This is a genomic window from Streptomyces sp. S6 (assembly GCF_054880855.1).
In genome coordinates this window covers 1-14,766 of the sequence record NZ_JBTYMC010000001.1, presented here as the reverse complement: position 1 = coordinate 14,766, position 14,766 = coordinate 1, and the positions used below count along the sequence as shown (strand labels likewise).

The 14,766-nt window shown below is 72.4% G+C and carries 13 protein-coding genes; 6 read left to right on the top strand and 7 right to left on the bottom strand.

All coding sequences use genetic code 11. The features are described from left to right. Nucleotides 1-1,899: an AMP-dependent synthetase/ligase gene (locus ACVNF4_RS00065; RefSeq protein WP_461800507.1), complete on the bottom strand. Its 1,899-nt coding sequence runs from the start codon at nt 1,897-1,899 to the stop codon at nt 1-3. 440 nt (nt 1,900-2,339) lie between these two features. Between ACVNF4_RS00065 and rsgA the strand changes: the two genes are divergently transcribed. After that, nucleotides 2,340-3,440, top strand: a complete 1,101-nt coding sequence (gene rsgA, locus ACVNF4_RS00060) for a ribosome small subunit-dependent GTPase A (protein ID WP_461800506.1) — start codon at nt 2,340-2,342, stop codon at nt 3,438-3,440. A gap of 147 nt (nt 3,441-3,587) precedes the next feature. After that, a complete protein-coding gene (locus ACVNF4_RS00055; RefSeq protein ID WP_461800505.1) occupies nt 3,588-4,070 on the top strand; it encodes a methylated-DNA--[protein]-cysteine S-methyltransferase in 483 nt (160 codons plus the stop codon). An 18-nt stretch (nt 4,071-4,088) separates the two neighbouring features. Here the strand turns inward: ACVNF4_RS00055 and ACVNF4_RS00050 are convergent, their stop codons facing one another. Beyond that, the gene (locus tag ACVNF4_RS00050; protein WP_461800504.1) at nt 4,089-4,571 is read right to left on the bottom strand and encodes a DUF456 domain-containing protein; all 483 of its coding nucleotides are present in this window, start codon (nt 4,569-4,571) and stop codon (nt 4,089-4,091) included. 344 nt (nt 4,572-4,915) lie between these two features. Between ACVNF4_RS00050 and ACVNF4_RS00045 the strand changes: the two genes are divergently transcribed. Next, nucleotides 4,916-6,589: a protein phosphatase 2C domain-containing protein gene (locus tag ACVNF4_RS00045; protein WP_461800503.1), complete on the top strand. Its 1,674-nt coding sequence runs from the start codon at nt 4,916-4,918 to the stop codon at nt 6,587-6,589. A gap of 7 nt (nt 6,590-6,596) precedes the next feature. Here ACVNF4_RS00045 and ACVNF4_RS00040 read toward each other — a convergent pair whose 3' ends face one another. Then, nucleotides 6,597-7,979, bottom strand: a complete 1,383-nt coding sequence (locus tag ACVNF4_RS00040) for a helix-turn-helix domain-containing protein (protein WP_461800502.1) — start codon at nt 7,977-7,979, stop codon at nt 6,597-6,599. A 214-nt stretch (nt 7,980-8,193) separates the two neighbouring features. Here ACVNF4_RS00040 and ACVNF4_RS00035 point away from each other — a divergent pair, with 214 nt between their 5' ends. After that, nucleotides 8,194-8,832 (top strand): hypothetical protein, encoded by a 639-nt coding sequence (locus tag ACVNF4_RS00035; RefSeq protein WP_461800501.1) that lies wholly within the window; start codon nt 8,194-8,196, stop codon nt 8,830-8,832. 733 nt (nt 8,833-9,565) lie between these two features. Beyond that, nucleotides 9,566-10,039 (top strand): ATP-binding protein, encoded by a 474-nt coding sequence (locus tag ACVNF4_RS00030; RefSeq protein ID WP_461800500.1) that lies wholly within the window; start codon nt 9,566-9,568, stop codon nt 10,037-10,039. Nucleotides 10,040-10,129: 90 nt separating this feature from the next. On the opposite strand, the gene ACVNF4_RS00025 is transcribed toward ACVNF4_RS00030, so the two are convergent. Together ACVNF4_RS00025 and ACVNF4_RS00020 are read right to left on the bottom strand one after the other, a co-directional pair. Then, a complete protein-coding gene (locus tag ACVNF4_RS00025; RefSeq protein ID WP_461800499.1) occupies nt 10,130-11,188 on the bottom strand; it encodes a DUF2637 domain-containing protein in 1,059 nt (352 codons plus the stop codon). 316 nt (nt 11,189-11,504) lie between these two features. Beyond that, entirely contained in the window at nt 11,505-12,350 is an 846-nt protein-coding gene (locus ACVNF4_RS00020; RefSeq protein ID WP_461800498.1) for a (2Fe-2S)-binding protein, read from the bottom strand. A gap of 157 nt (nt 12,351-12,507) precedes the next feature. Here ACVNF4_RS00020 and ACVNF4_RS00015 point away from each other — a divergent pair, with 157 nt between their 5' ends. Continuing rightward, nucleotides 12,508-13,311, top strand: a complete 804-nt coding sequence (locus ACVNF4_RS00015) for a GntR family transcriptional regulator (protein WP_461800497.1) — start codon at nt 12,508-12,510, stop codon at nt 13,309-13,311. Between the two features lie 114 nt (nt 13,312-13,425). On the opposite strand, the gene ACVNF4_RS00010 is transcribed toward ACVNF4_RS00015, so the two are convergent. After that, nucleotides 13,426-14,199: a hypothetical protein gene (locus ACVNF4_RS00010; protein WP_461800496.1), complete on the bottom strand. Its 774-nt coding sequence runs from the start codon at nt 14,197-14,199 to the stop codon at nt 13,426-13,428. A 221-nt stretch (nt 14,200-14,420) separates the two neighbouring features. After that, a partial coding sequence (locus ACVNF4_RS00005) for a PucR family transcriptional regulator (protein WP_461800495.1) occupies nt 14,421-14,766 on the bottom strand: 346 nt, incomplete at its 5' end.

The window sequence follows — 14,766 nt, the reverse complement described above, 5'->3', positions numbered from 1 at the left end:
TCACCGGAACAGCGCCTCCACCTCCCCCGCGAAGTCCCCCAGGATCCGGTCCCTGCGCAGCGTCCCCGTCGGCGTCAGATGCCCCGACGTCCGCGTGAACTCCCCCGGCAGCACCGCGAACCGCCCGATGCCGGCGCCGGTCGCCCGGTTCGCGTCGTCCACCGCCTCCTGGAGCACGGCCCGCAACTCGACGTCGTCCAGCAGCAGTTCGTACGGCGTGGCGGTGCGCTTCGCGGTCCGGCGCCAGTGGGTCAGGCCCGCCGGGTCCAGGGTCAGCAGGACACCGGTGTACGGGCGGCCCGCGCCGACCAGGACGGCCTGCGAGACCAACGGGTGGGCCCGCAGACGGTGTTCGACGGGCAGCGGGGCGACCCGCGCGCCGAGGGACGTCGTCAGCGTGTCCTCGCGCCGGCCGGTGACGACGAGATACCCCTCCTCGTCCAGCAGCCCCAGATCCCCCGTCGCCAGCCAGCCGCCCGGCGCCGCGGGCAGCAGCTTGCTCGCGCCCGGGTCCCAACAGCCGTGCAGGACATGGCGGCCGGACAGCAGGATCTCCCCGTCCCGGGCGATCCGCACCCGCGTCCCCGGCAGCGGATGACCCGCCGTGCCGAGCCGGGGCCGCAGCGGCGGGGCGAGCGTCGCGATGCCCGTCGACTCCGTCAGCCCGTACGTCTCGTACACCGGAACCCCGGCGCCCGTGTAGAACGCCGCCAACTGCCGCCGCAGCGCCGAGCTTCCGCACACCACGTGCTCGACCCGGCCGCCCAGCGAGGCCCGCAGCCGCCGGTACACGCTCCGGTCGTAGACCGCGCGCGCCGCCCGCAGCGTCCGGTCCGGCCCCTCACCCCGGCCGAGCCGCTGCCGCTGCTCCGCCTCGCCGAACCGCGCCGCGATCCGCGCCGACCGGTCGAACGCGGTGAGCCTGCCCGACTCCTGCGCCCGCGCCCGCATCGAACGGAACAGCCGCTCCAGCAGCACCGGCGTCGCGAACAGCGCCGTCGGCCTGAACTCCTCCAGCATCGGCAGGAGTTCCTCCGGCGCGAGACTCGGCGCATGCCCCGTCCGCACCCGCGCCCGCACACACGCCAGCGCCGCGACCCGCCCGAAGGCATGGGCCTGCGACACGCACAGCACCACCGAAGTGTCCCGCCCCGCCGCCGACTTGAGCGCCGGGAAGAGCAACTCGACGACGTTGTCGATCTGCGCGAAGAAATTGCCGTGGGTCAGCACACACGCCGTGGGCCGCCCGGTCGTGCCGGACGTGTACACGATCGACGCCGGAGTCACCGGCCCGAGCATCCCGCGCCGCACCCCCACCTCCGCGTCCGGCACCTCCGCGCCCACCTCCACGAGCCGCTCCAGATGCCCCTGTTCGATCACCCACACATGCCGCAGCCCCGCCTCCCGCACCCCCATCGCCTGCTGCACGTCCCCCGCCACCAGCGCCGCCGCGCCGGAGTGCCGCAGCACCCACTCGACGCGGCGCGGGGAGAACCCCGGATGCACCGGCACGGTCACCAGCCCCGCCGCCCACGCCGCGAAGTCCGTCAGCGTCCACTCGTACGAGGTACGCGCCAGCACCGCGATCCGGTCACCCGGCGAAAGTCCTTCCGCGATCAGCCCCTTGGCGAGCGCCGTCACCTCCCGCGCGAACCGCTCCGCCGTCACATCCCCCCAACGCCCGTCCCTGGTGCGCCTGCTGAACATCACGTCCTGCGGCGCCCGCGTCGCGTTGTCGAACGGCAGGTCCGCGAGCGACCCGTGCCCCACCGTCGGCACCAGCGCGGGCACCGACACCTCACGCACCACGCCGTCGGCGTCCCGGACGATGTCCGGCTGCACGACGGGCGGTTCGATCCCGTCGATCTGCGTGGACGCGAGCGGATAGAGAGAGGACACGGGCGGCTCCGGAATGCGGGGGAAGAGCGGTGGGGGTGAACGGACGGCGACGACACGCCCGTGGCGGAGTGGATCGTACGGTCGCCGTGTGGTGAACTCGTGCGGTTACCCGGAGTATTGGAAGGTGACGGGCCGGTACCGTTGAGTAGCGGGGGAATCTCCGAGGTGATTCTGATGGGGCTCTGATGCAGCTCTGAGAATCGTGGGAACCGGGCGGAAAACCGGTGGTGGACACTCTCCCCGGTTCTCTAGGCTGTGCGCGCCCCGTGCTGATCGGGGAAGAGACCGGCGAGAAAAGTTCGGGAGGTGTGCGTCATGGCTGCTTTCGAAGCGGGTGTGTCCCGCGGCAACCAGGTGTTCGTGCTCCACTTCCGCGGTCGTCGGCTTACTGACTGAGGCGCAACGCGCGCTGCCGGGACCGCCCTTGTGAAGGGTCTCCCTTGAGTTTCTCCGTTTCTGGAAATTCCTCGCACCCCCTCACCCCCTACGGGTGGGACGCGGAGTGGGAGGAGAGTTTCGCGCCCCATCGTGAGAAGGGCGCTGTTCTCGGTCGAGTCGTACGTGTCGACCGGGGGTTGTGCGACGTCGTCACGGCCGAGGGGGTCGTGCGGGCGGACACCGAGTTCGTCGTGCCGCGCGATCCGATGAAGGTCGTGTGCACCGGCGACTGGGCCGTCGTCGACCCCGCGGGTGAAGACCCGCGCTACGTACGGACGTTGCTGCCCCGGCGGACCGCGTTCGTGCGGTCCACCTCGTCCAAGCGGTCCGAGGGACAGGTCCTCGCCGCCAACGTCGACCACGCCGTGATCGCCGTCTCCCTCGCCGTCGAACTCGATCTCGGGCGCGTGGAGCGGTACTTGGCGCTCGCCTGGGAATCGGGGGCGCAACCCGTCGTCGTCCTCAGCAAGGCCGACCTCGTCGCCGACCCCGTCGTCCTCGCGCACCTCGTGCGGGACGTCGAGAGCACCGCGCCCGGCGTGCCGGTGCTGAGCGTCAGCGCGCTCACCGGGGAGGGGGTCGAGGAACTCGGCGCGCTCGTCGGGCGGGGGACGTCCGTGCTGCTCGGCGCGTCCGGGGCCGGGAAGTCGACGCTCGCCAACACGCTCGTCGGCGCGGACGTCATGGACGTCCAAGCCGCCCGTGACGTCGACGGCAAGGGGCGGCACACCACGACCACCCGCAACCTCCTGCCCCTGCCCACCGGCGGTGTCCTCATCGACACACCCGGCCTGCGCGGCGTCGGCTTGTGGGACGCCGGGCACGGGGTCGGGCAGGTGTTCTCCGAGATCGAGGAACTGGCCACCGGCTGCCGGTTCCAGGACTGCGCGCACGAGGCCGAACCCGGGTGCGCGGTGCTGGTGGCCGTCGAGGACGGCGCGCTCGCCGTGCGGCGGCTGGAGAGCTACCGCAAGCTCGTCCGCGAGAACCAGTGGATCGTGTCCAAGTCGGACGCCCGGCTGCGGGCCGAGATGCGGCGCGAGTGGAAGGCGAAGGGCGCGGTGGGGCGGGCGAACTGGGCCGCCAAGCGGGGACGGGAGTGAGGGGGCACCACCCCGGGGGTGCGCCGGCCCCACCCCCGGCCCCCTGAACCCCATGTCGGATTTCCGCCAGCCCGGCACCCCTCGTACCGCTCACACTGGACGGTACGAGGGCCCGCAGCGGGCCGACCGGCGACCTGAGGAAGCGCGATGAGCACGACGTACACCCGGATCCCCAGCCCCCTCGGGGAGCTGCTCCTCACCGCCGACCCCGACGGCGTCCTCACCTCCCTCTCCGTCCCCGGCCAGAAGGGCGGGCGCACCCCCGAGGCGGGGTGGCGGGAGGACACCGGCCCCTTCCGGGCCGCCCGGGAACAGCTCGACGCGTACTTCGCCGGGGAGCTGACGGAGTTCGCGCTGCCCATGCGGGCGGCGGGGACGGAGTTCCGGGAGAAGGTGTGGAAAGCGCTGGAAAGCGTTTCCTACGGCACGACTGTCACGTACGGCGAGATCGCCTCCCTGACCGGGGCGTCCCGGGCCGCCGTACGGGCGGTCGGCGGGGCGCTCGGAGCGAACCCGCTGCTGATCCTGCGGCCGTGCCACCGGGTGATCGGGGCGGACGGGTCGCTGACGGGGTACGCGGGCGGACTGGAGCGGAAGGTGAGCCTGCTGAGGCTGGAGGGGAGCTTGTGAGGGGAGCCCCGCCCACCCTCACCCCCACAGCACCGCCCCCACCCACGCCCCCGCGATCAACAGGCACGTGAACAGCTCCGTCAGGATGCTCGAACCCCCCGCCCGCATCACCGTCCGCAGCGCCGCCCGCGCCTCCCGGTGGCGCCCCAGCCGGAGGCGCTCGCAGAGGTAGACGCCGCCGACGAACCCGGGGATCGCGCCCAGCACCGGGATCAGGACGAACCCGAGGAGGGCGCCCGCTCCGGCGTACACCGCCATCCGGGGCGACGCCCCGCTCCCTCTCAGCCTGCGCGGGGGCAGCGCCCAGCGGACCACCTGGGCCAGGAACAGCGCGACCGTCGCCCCGACCAGCACGGACCACGCGACCGGCTGCGGGTCCTTCAGCGCCCACCACAGCACCCCGGCCCACACCAGCCACGACCCCGGCACGCCGGGTACCAGCACTCCGCACAGGCCGAGCAGGATGACCAGACCGACCAGCAGGAGTTCCCACACTCCCATCTGCCCAGGGTGCAGGAGGAGGGGGCACGGCGCAGGTCAAGATGGGCTCACGGGGGGCCTGCGGTGTCCCACGGGCCCCGTGCTCACATCGAATTCAACCCTTGCTCTCAGCGGATTATCAGAGAAGGCCCGCAGACTCGGAGCGTCGGCCGCAGCGAGCGGTTGTGGCACGGCCCGCGGCGTCGCCGGGCGGTTCTCCCGTGGGGGGTGGAATCGTCCGGCGGCCCGCACTCCCGAACGCCCGTCCGAAGTCCCTCGCGACACGCCGCGCGAACCGTTCCCCAGGACGCGCATTTTCCCGATGCCCCGTTTTCTTCCGGCCCGAGCGGTGGACAATTAGGGGCATGAGCCAGCAGGGGGGAAGTCCCACCGGCCACCAGGACGACTGGTGGGGGCAGCTGTACGACGCCCCCACCGACGACACCGGTCCCGCACCCACCACCGATTCCCTGGACGACCGCTTCGCCTCCGCCTCCGGCACGCTGAGCCCGGACACGGAGGAATGGTGGGAGCCGATCCCCCGCCCCCGCCGCACCAACGGCACCCCCGAGAACCGGCCCCACGACGCCGGGGACGACGCCGTCGAGCGCACCGCCGCCGACGGGGCCGGCGAGCCGGCCGCGCCGGAGGAGGCGGAGCGGTTCCGGAAGCCGGTGAGCCCTGAGGGGCTGGACCGGTCCGAGCGGCCGGAGAAGCCCGAGGAGCCCGAGAAGTCGACGGAATCGGAGGAGCTGGGGGCTCCGGAGCGCCCCGGCGACACGATCCGTCTGACTCTGCCGAGGCAAGCGGTACCACAACCGCCCACCTCATCGTCGTCCGAAGCCTCGTCCGAAGCCCCGCCCCCGGTCCCGTCGTACCGAGCCCCTTGGGAACCCCCGCCCCAGACCCCCTCGGGCCCTGCGAACTTCCCGCCGGGCCCCTTGCCGGCAGGCTTCGCGGGGCGCCCGGAACCGGGTGTGCCCTCGGCCCCGGATCTTCGCTCCCCGGCCGCGCCCCCGCTTCTCCCTTCGGCCTCGCAAACGCTCCCACAAACACCCCCGCCCCCCTCCCACACCCCCCTCCTCACCCACTACGTCGGTTCAGGCCCCCCGACCTACGACGCCGACCCCACCGCCCTCCCCCTCGCGGACCCCGACGCGCTGGAGGAGCTCGTCGCGGACACGGTGCTGGACGGGGCCAGGTACGGGAGCAGCACGGTGCGGGCGGTCTCGGTGCGGGGGGACTCCGCGAGGTACCGGGGGGAGCCGAGGCGGGACGCGTTGCTGACCGCGCGGTTCGGTCACGGGGAGCAGGCGTTGGTGCTGGTGGCGATGGCGACCGGCGCGCGGGCGACCGTGGGCGCGCACAAGGCCGCCGCCGAGGTGTGCCGGTGGATCGGCAGGGCCGTTGGGCGCAGTCACGTCCGGCTGTCGGAGGACATCGGGGCGGGCCGGCGGGGAGACCTGAAGTCGGGACTGCACCGGCTGACCGACCGCAGCCTCGGCCGCCTGCGGGCCGGCGCCGCCGAACAGGGCCTCACCCCGCAGGAGTACACGGCGACCCTGCGCTGTCTCCTCCTCCCCGCCGACCCGGCGTGCCGCACCCGCGTCTTCTTCGGCGTCGGGGACGGCGGCCTGTTCCGGCTGCGGTCGGGGGAGTGGCAGGACATCGAACCGGCCCCGGGCGAACCGGGCCCACACCGGACCACGTCGAAACCGCTTCCACACCCGGAGGGGGCGGAGACCGGCGGACCGTACACAGGCGGCCCCTACACTCCCCCGGCCACCCCCTACGACCAGCTCCCGCCCCCCGACCCCTTCCTCTTCCGCACCTCCACGGCCCAGCCCGGCGACACGCTCCTGATGTGCACGGGCGGTCTCGCGGACCCCCTGAGGGGCGAGCTGGAACTCGCCGGACACCTCACCGCACGCTGGTCCGGCGCCCCCGCGCCCAGCCTCGCGGAGTTCCTCGCGGACGTGCAGATCAGGGTGAAGGGGTACGCGGACGACCGGACGGCGGCGGCGGTCTGGGAGGCGTGAGGACGGGTCACTCGCTGTCGGGAGCCCAGTTCCGGCTCTGGTAGTCGTACAAGTACCTCGGCAGTCCCGTGATCGCGGTCGTCCGGAAGGGGCGGCCCGCGTCGTCGATCCGGACTGTGCCGGTGCGGCCCTGGGACGACCAGTCCAGCTCCAGGTACCAGGAGCAGTCGCAGCCCGCCGTGCGCGCCGTGACCTGGAGGATCTCCGGGTCCTTCGAGGAGACGCTGTAGGGGAAGCTGATGGCGGGGAACTTCGTGTTCTCGTCGCCGCCCGGCATCGAGCGGGCGATCGGGCGCTCCTTGTCCAGGTCGACGGCGAACTCGCGGGGCGTGAGGTTGCCGCCGCAGCCCCGGTCCATGGAGTACGCGTTCCCCGCCGCCGGCTGCGCCCGGCTCGCGATCCGCACGCGCAGCCCCTCCAGCACCACCGCCGTGTCCGACCGCCCCTGCACCGAGATCCGGATCATCGTGTCCTCGCCGTGCAGCGCGCCCTCCGCCGTCGCCCACGCGCGGGCGTCCTGGGACACCGGGGGCGGAGGGACCTGCACGGGTGGCTTGTCGATGACGTAGTAGTGCCCGCAGCCCTGGCTCCAGACATGGGAGTCGACACTCAAGGCGATGGGGGTGCCGGTGACAGGCTTCGAGGCGGGGGAGCCGGACGGCGACGCCTCGGGGGAAGGAGCCGCGCTCGACGACGACGAGGACGACGGCGACGGCGACCCGGACGCGCTCGGGCTCCCGGCGGGGCTCGCCGTCAGCCTCCCCGGACGTGAACTCAGCGACGGCACGTCGTTCCCCGCCCGCGCGGCCGTTCCCGGCGCCGGTGGCCTCCGGTCGTCCGGCAGCGCCGACAGCGTCCCGATCGTCGCCGCGACGACACAGGCGACGGCGGCGAGAACGGTCGTGCGGCGGCGGTACCAGGGGCGGGGGCGGGGCGGGGTGGTGTTCTGGACGACGGGGGCGGGGGCGGAGGGGGGGTGGGGGGCGGTGTCGGGGTGGGCGAGGGGGGCGTTCGGCTCATCGGCGCCGGTCTCCTCGCCGTCCGTCTCGGGACCGGTGCCGGAGCGGGCGGCGCCCTCGGGATCGCCGTCCGCGTCGGTCTCGTCCCCGGCCTCGGCCTCTTCCTTACGGCCCCGGCCCTGTCGTTCCTGTACCGCCAGCAGCCACAGGCGGTGGAGTTCGAGGCGTTCCTCGGGGGTTGCGCCGCAGAAGCCGGCGAGGCGTTCGACGGGGGCGAAGTCCTGGGGGACGGCGTCGCCCGCGCAGTAGCGGTGGAGGGTGGAGGTGTTCATGCCGAGGCGGCGGGCGAGGGAGCCGTAGCTGCGGTCGGTGCGGGACTTCAGTTCCCTCAGGCGTGCCGCGAAGTGTGCCGCGTGCTGGCCGCTCGTCACCGTGCCCCCGTGTGTCCCGGGCCCGGGACGGCATCCCAGGCTTCTCTGTATCTGCACGTCAGCGGGGGTGGGATGGTTCCATCCCCGGCGGACGGGTGGTGCGGCTTGCCGTGGGCGGGCGGGGCGCCTGATGCTCGTGGTGTCGCACCGGAAAGCCCAACGTACGCCGGAGTGCGGCTTGTTCACATCCATCTGCACTCACGGGGGACCGTCCATGCACACTCATGTCCACACGGCCGTGCTCAGCGCACTCACCGCCGTCTGTCTGTCGGCCGTTCCCGCGGCCGTCGTTTCCACGTCCGCCGCTCCCGCGTCGGCTGTGACCTCGCGGCCGGGGTTCCTGTCCGCCGGTGAGCTGCCGCCGGACGCGTCGTCCGCGTGGACGGCGGGGCCGGTCACCCGGGGGGTGCCGGACGAGGTCGAGGCGGACACGTGTCTGGGCATGGCGATGGGTGGGGTCGGGGAGGGTTCCTGGTACCGCACCTTCCGTACCGAACTCGACGCGGAAGCCCTTCAGATGAGTGTGGTGCTGCCCGACGAGGCGCTCGCGAAGGGGCGTTACGAGCGGGTCGAGAAGGACATCCGGTCCTGTGCGGCGCGCATCGAGGAGAAGTACCCGGACGTTCAGGCCGAGTTCAAGGACTACGGGGCCGTCCGGGTGGAGGAGGGAGCTCACGTCTTCGGCCTCCACACGGTCGCCTCCTGGGGTGCGACGGACATCCGCCTCCTCTCCGTCGGCCGCGACGGCCGCACCGTCACCGTCGTGGACTGGGGCCGGCTCGGCACGTTCAAGGACGCGCCGGTCAAGGCGTTCAGGAAGACGACGGCCACAGCGGTGAGGAAGCTCCACTGAGCCGTCCCCGAGACTGAGCCGTCCCCGAGACTGAGCCGTCCCCGGGACTGAGCCGTCCCCGAGACTGGGCCGCCCTCACGCATGGGGGACGAGAGGGCGGCCCTGCCCCACCCCCGACCCCCGGACCTGGTCCCCGCGTCACTTTCCCGCCCTCCTCCCTCTGGCCCGCTCTCGGTGTTTCCCTTCTCGTCCGGTTCTTGTCGGCCGGTGCTCACCAGGGTGTGACCAGCAGCAAGGGGTTGGGGGCGCCAGGGGCTGTGGCCGGGGTGGGGTGGTTTTTGGCCAAGTTGGGGGAGGAGGGGAGGGCGGGGGGTGTCTGTGGGCGGTGGGTGTCGGTCCGAGTCGGGTACGGCAGGTTCGGGAGGGGGAGGTCGACGCGGGACCGAGCGGGGTGGAGGGGGTGTGCGGAGGGGGTGGGGGTGGGGAGCGGTGCGGGGGGTCGAGGTCGGTTCGCGCTTGTGTATGCGTCTTCAGGGCCGGGAGTGTCCGCCCGTGCGACCCGCGAGAGGCCATGGGTATATGCCACCGGCTTTGTCGGCAGGTCAGAGGCGTGTGGCGGGGCGTGACACCCCGTGCCGAGAACATGGCCGAACACCTGGGCGTTGCCGACGTGACATGACTGCCGTCCGCTCCACGGGGCATGGATTCCCGTGAACGTGTTCGAGGCAGGAGGGAAACCGACATCGGCGCGCGGGCGGGGGTCATGAATAGGCAGGCACGAGGGGGCGGTCCCATGGCGATCGGGGCCTCCTCTGCGGCACCGCAGGAGACGGGACACGCGGCACGGGCAGGCGACAACGCCGAGTACGAGGGCGACGCCGGCCACCCACAGCTGCGGCGGCGACTGGAGCGCGCGGACCTGGGCGCGGTGCCCGAGGCCCGGCACGCACTCAGGGAACTGCTGCACAACTGGGGAAAACCCGGCCGCTCGGACATCGCGGAACTGCTCACCAGCGAACTGGTCACCAACGCACTCGTCCACACCGACGACGACGCGGTCCTGACGGCGACCGTCGGACCCGAAGGACTCCACGTGGAGGTACGGGACTTCGTGGCCCGGCTCCCCCGCCCCGAACCCGTCCGCACCGACGACAGCACGGGCGGCAGAGGCCTGTTCCTCGTCCAGTCCCTGGCGGACGCCTGGGGCGTCAGACCGCACGGCATCGGCAAGGCCGTCTGGTTCGAACTCGGCGCGGAAGCCGCCTAGTCCGAGGTGACGTGGACGGACAACGGGGCGGGGGCGCGACCCTGTCCAGGTCGCGCCCCCGCCCCGAGGTACCCACGGCTCACGGAGCCGTCAGCCGAACTGCTGCTCCAGGTCCTTGAGCTTGCGCTCCAGCGAGTCCAGTCGCGGCAGCGCCATCGTGTCGTCCTCGGCGGTGAGGTCGACGGTGCTGGAGAGCGACGCCTCCGAGCCCTGCCGGACCGGCGAGAGCGAGGGGCGCTGGCGGACCGGCAGCTGCTCCGGTGAGGACGCCGCTATGGCAGGCTCCGAAGCGCCGGTGCCGACCCGCTCAAGTGCCACCTCCGGAGGCGCCTCCATCGGCCGGCCACCCCGCCCGGGAAACCCCCGGTGCCCCCGGCTTATGGCCTTGAGCTGAGCCTTCTCCACCCGGGACTGCTCACGCTGGAGCCGCTTCGCCTCCTGCTTGCGCGCCTTGTCGTCGCGCACCTCGTCGACCGCCTCGTCGAGGCTGCGGACGTTCTCCAGAAGCATCAGCGACCACGCCTTGTACGTCTCGCGAGGCGCCCGCACCCAGCGCACGACACGGATCTGCGGCAGCGGACGCGGCACGAGACCCTGCTCACGCAGCGCGGAACGGCGGGTCTGCTTCAGCGCGCGGTCGAACAGGACGGCGGCGGAGAGGGACATACCGGAGAAGAACTGGGGCGCACCGTCGTGACCGAAGCCCCGGGGCGCGTGCACCCAGTTGAACCAGGCGGCAGCGCCCGCGAACGTCCACACCAGTATCCGGGAGCCGAGAGCCGCGTCACCGTGGCTCGCCTCGCGCACGGCGAGGACGGAGCAGAACATGGCCGCACCGTCGAGGCCGAACGGGACCAGGTACTCCCACCCGTTGGAAAGGCCGAGGTTCTCCCGGCCGAAGCCGACGAGCCCCCGGTAGGAGAGCGCCGCGGCGACGGCGGCGCAGCAGAACAGCAGGACATAGGAGGCCATGCCGTAGAACGCTTCCTTGCGCCTACGCCGTTCCTCGCTGCGCTCCCAGGAGTCGTCCTTGGCGTGCTCCCCGCCGGACCGCTTGCTCCGCGCGAGCACCGCCATCGCCGCCAGCAGGCCCAGGAGCAGTACGGCGCCCGGAAGCAGCCAGTTCAGCGATATGTCGGTCAGTCTCATCTGGAGTCCCTTGCATTGGGATAGGGCGTATCGCCCGCCATATTGGCCCAATCCCCCCGGCCCTCAAGGGGGTTTCGGGGCAAGAGGCCGCCAAGGAGGTGCAAGGGGATGCCCACGGCGACGTTCTGCTCGAACTGCTGCTTGAGCGGAGGGAGTTGAGTTCGAATAAGACTACTCGTACGGATGGTTCCACGGAAAGTTTCCGCGGCGCGTGAGGAAATTGTGAAGCCCTCGTTACCGTACGGCCGTCCCGTTCGGCGATGATCTTACGACAGCTTCACCCGCGCCTCGTACGAGGGGGGTGTGTGAACCGCCGTCAACTCGCCGTTGCCGCCATGAGCTTGGCGATCCGTTCGGCGTCGCAGGTGCGCGGGCAGGTCGCGCAGGGGTCGTCCGCGTCGATCGTGTAGTACATGCAGCAGCTCGCCCGGTCCCGGGTCGGCAGCGACTCGCCGTTCGGACCTGCGAGTTCACGGAACGCGGCTGTCCCGACGTACGGCCGTGTCGCCCCCGGCAGCAGCAACTCCAGCTCCCGCCGCGCCCGTTCCCGCTCCCCCTCGCCGAGCAGCGCCGCGACGTACCAGACGCCCTCGACGATCTCGTCCGTCACCGTCGCCCACAGCGCCCGCCCCCGCCGCCGCATCCGCGGCCCGAACCCGGCGAGCAGCGGCTCGTGGTGTTCGGCGACGGCCGCCCGCAGCTGCGCCCTGAGCGCCTCCTCGTCCGGCACGACGACGGCCCCCGGGTCCCCCGCCGCCGGGTCGCCCGGCAGACACGCGAACGACACCGGCGTCCGCACCGCGAGGCGCATGCCGTCGGTGCGGTCGTACGAGACATGCGTCACGGGGAAGCGGGGGACCCGGCGGTGCAGGAACCAGGGGATCGTGAACAGCAGGCAGGCCGGCCACGAGTACCGGTGGAGGCCGAAGCTCGCGACGACGTCCGGGCGCCCCTGCTTTCCGTAGTCCCGCAGTACCTGTGCGTCGTCCCAGTCGAGGAAACGTTCCATCTCGGTGTTTCCGGCCGCGAGCCCCGCCGCCGACACCCAGCCGTCGCCCGTCGGCGCCGCTTCGTCGTCCCCGAGGTGACGCACCGTGACGCTCGGGCAGACCTCCGTCAGGCGGGCGTACGCGTCGTGCACGACAGGCGGGGGAGTGGGCATGCGGGGGCCACCGATCCACGAGTTTTGGAAGGTAAGCCTAACCTTACTCAAAATGGTTGGGATTTGAACTTGCCGCGAGTGGGCCTATGGTGCTTGACGGACGAGTAACAACCGGTCGTAATGGCCCCAAGTACCGACAAGCCCGGAGGAGACCCCCGTGACCCCGACCGCACAGGGCTCCTACGAGCCGCACGGCGCTGCCGCCGCGGGCTTAGAGGCGTACGGCGGCGGTGCGAGTGCCGGTGCGGGCGCGGGCGCCGAGAGGCCGGTCACCGTCCCCCGCCAAGGCACCGCACCCCACGTCCCCGCACAGGACGCCGCCCGCGGCGAGCACACCCACAGCGAGCCGCCGATCCCCCCGGCCCGTCCCGTCGTCCAGCGCTCCTCCGTCCGGGGCCAGATCCTCGACGCGCTGCGCACCGCCCTCGTCACCGGCGACCTCCTCCCCGGCGAGGTCTACTCCGCCCCCGCCCTCGGCGACCGCTTCGGCGTCTCCGCGACCCCGGTCCGCGAAGCCATGCAGCAACTCGCCCTGGAAGGCGCCGTCGAAGTCGTCCCGAACCGGGGCTTCCGGGTTGTTGAGCGCGGTGCGCGAGAGCTGGCCGAACTGGCCGAGATACGGGGCCTGCTGGAGGCCCCGGTGATAATGCGCCTCGCACGGACGGTCCCCCGTGAACGCTGGGCGGAACTGCGGCCGTTGGCGGAGGCCGGCGTGAGAGCCGCGGCTTCCGGCTGCCGGGCGACGTACGCGGAGGCGGACAGGGCGTTCCACGGGGCGTTGCTGGGGTTCGCGGGGAACGGGCAACTGGTGCAGCTGGCCGAGGACTTGCACCGGCGGGCTCAGCAGGGGTACGGGGATCCGACGGCGGATGCGGCGGGGCATGTGCGGTTGGTGGATGCGCTGGTGGTGGGGGATGTGGAGACGGTGAGGCTGTTGGTGGAGGAGCACTTCGGGGGCTAGGGGGCCGAAAGGTGAAAGACGGCGTCAGCCACGTCTTTCAAGGGGCGCGGGGCTGCGTCTGATATGCGGCTCCGCCGCGTGGGCGCGAGTAACCGCGACGCACCCGCACCCGACCTACGACGCGTCCTTCACGACCCCCAACTGCCTTGCCAGCCACGTCGGAACACCCCCCAGCAACTGGAACAACCTCCTCGCCTCCTCCCTCAACCGCGAAGCCTCCGGCTCCTCCTCCGTCTCCGCCAGGGACGCCAGCGCCGGAGCCGTCCCCACCAGATACCCCAACTCCTCCCGCAGCCGCAGCGATTCGGCGAACCCGTGCCGCGCCTCCGTCAACTCCCCGTCCCGCAGGGCGAGTCCCGCGAGATGGCGCCAAGTGAACGACAGCAACAGGGAGTCGGACGATTCGGCGGCGGCCGCATGGGCCCGGCGGTACGCGGCCCGCGCCGACTGGGGAGACCGCGCGAGGTTCTCCGCCAACAGCCCCCGGCGGAAGTCGAGCAGCGCCCTCGGCACAGCCCCCGGAGGGATCAGCGCGGCGGCCCGCCCGAGGGCCGCACGCGCCTCGTCGGTCCGGTCCCGCACCCCGTGCAACGTGGACGAGTACGCCAAGTACCCGCGTTCACAAGCGGCGGCGCCCCGCTCTGAGTCGGAGTGCGCGACCGCCTCGGCGACCCGCAGCGCGTCCTCCGCGTCGGCCCACCCCTGCTCCGTGTACAGACACCGCTCGACCAGCAGCGCGGCCCGCTGGAGCGAGCCGGACGCCGTGTCGGCGGGCAGCAGCGCCGCCGCGTCCGTCCAGCAGGCGCGCGACCGCAGCCGCCACACCGCGGTCTGGAGAGGATCGTCACCAGGGGTCGTTCCGTAACCGGACATGGCGGTGTGCGCCACGTTGCCCTCCCCGAGCACGCCATCGAGCTGTTGAGTGGTGGCCGCATCTCAGCACGGATCGTGGCACGGGGCCAAGGGGGTGGGTGAAGGATTTCACAAAGTCGGGGGAACTCGACGCGCCGGGGTTTCAGCAGCCGGAGGCCGGGTCCCCGGCCCGCCGAAGGCCCGCCGGCACCTCACGCCAACTCGCCGACCCCTTACGCCACTTCGGCCGACACGCGTCAACTCATGCGCAGCGCGAGGAAGAAGTCGAGCTTGTCCTCCAGCTTCGCGAGGTCACGCCCCGTCAACTGCTCGATCCTGCCCACCCGGTAGCGCAGTGTGTTGACGTGCAGGTGGAGCTGGGAGGCACAGCGCGTCCAGGAGCCGTCGCAGGCGAGGAACGCTTCGAGCGTCGGGACGAGCTCCGCGCGATGCCGTCGGTCGTACTCGCGCAGGGGGTCGAGGAGACGCGCGGTGAAGGCCCGCCGGACGTCGTCCGGGACGAACGGCAGGAGCAGGACGTGCGACGCCAGCTCCTGGTGCCCGGCCGCCGACACCGGCCCCGGCCGCGCCGCCGCGACCCGC

What these genes read in the sequence shown, in the direction of transcription:
- ACVNF4_RS00025 (WP_461800499.1), bottom strand. Translation starts at nt 11,188, where the DNA reads ATGAGACTGACCGACATATCGCTGAACTGGCTGCTTCCGGGCGCCGTA.
- ACVNF4_RS00050 (WP_461800504.1), bottom strand. Translation starts at nt 4,571, where the DNA reads ATGGGAGTGTGGGAACTCCTGCTGGTCGGTCTGGTCATCCTGCTCGGC.
- ACVNF4_RS00045 (WP_461800503.1), top strand. Translation starts at nt 4,916, where the DNA reads ATGAGCCAGCAGGGGGGAAGTCCCACCGGCCACCAGGACGACTGGTGG.
- ACVNF4_RS00030 (WP_461800500.1), top strand. Translation starts at nt 9,566, where the DNA reads ATGGCGATCGGGGCCTCCTCTGCGGCACCGCAGGAGACGGGACACGCG.
- ACVNF4_RS00035 (WP_461800501.1), top strand. Translation starts at nt 8,194, where the DNA reads ATGCACACTCATGTCCACACGGCCGTGCTCAGCGCACTCACCGCCGTC.
- ACVNF4_RS00020 (WP_461800498.1), bottom strand. Translation starts at nt 12,350, where the DNA reads ATGCCCACTCCCCCGCCTGTCGTGCACGACGCGTACGCCCGCCTGACG.
- ACVNF4_RS00055 (WP_461800505.1), top strand. Translation starts at nt 3,588, where the DNA reads ATGAGCACGACGTACACCCGGATCCCCAGCCCCCTCGGGGAGCTGCTC.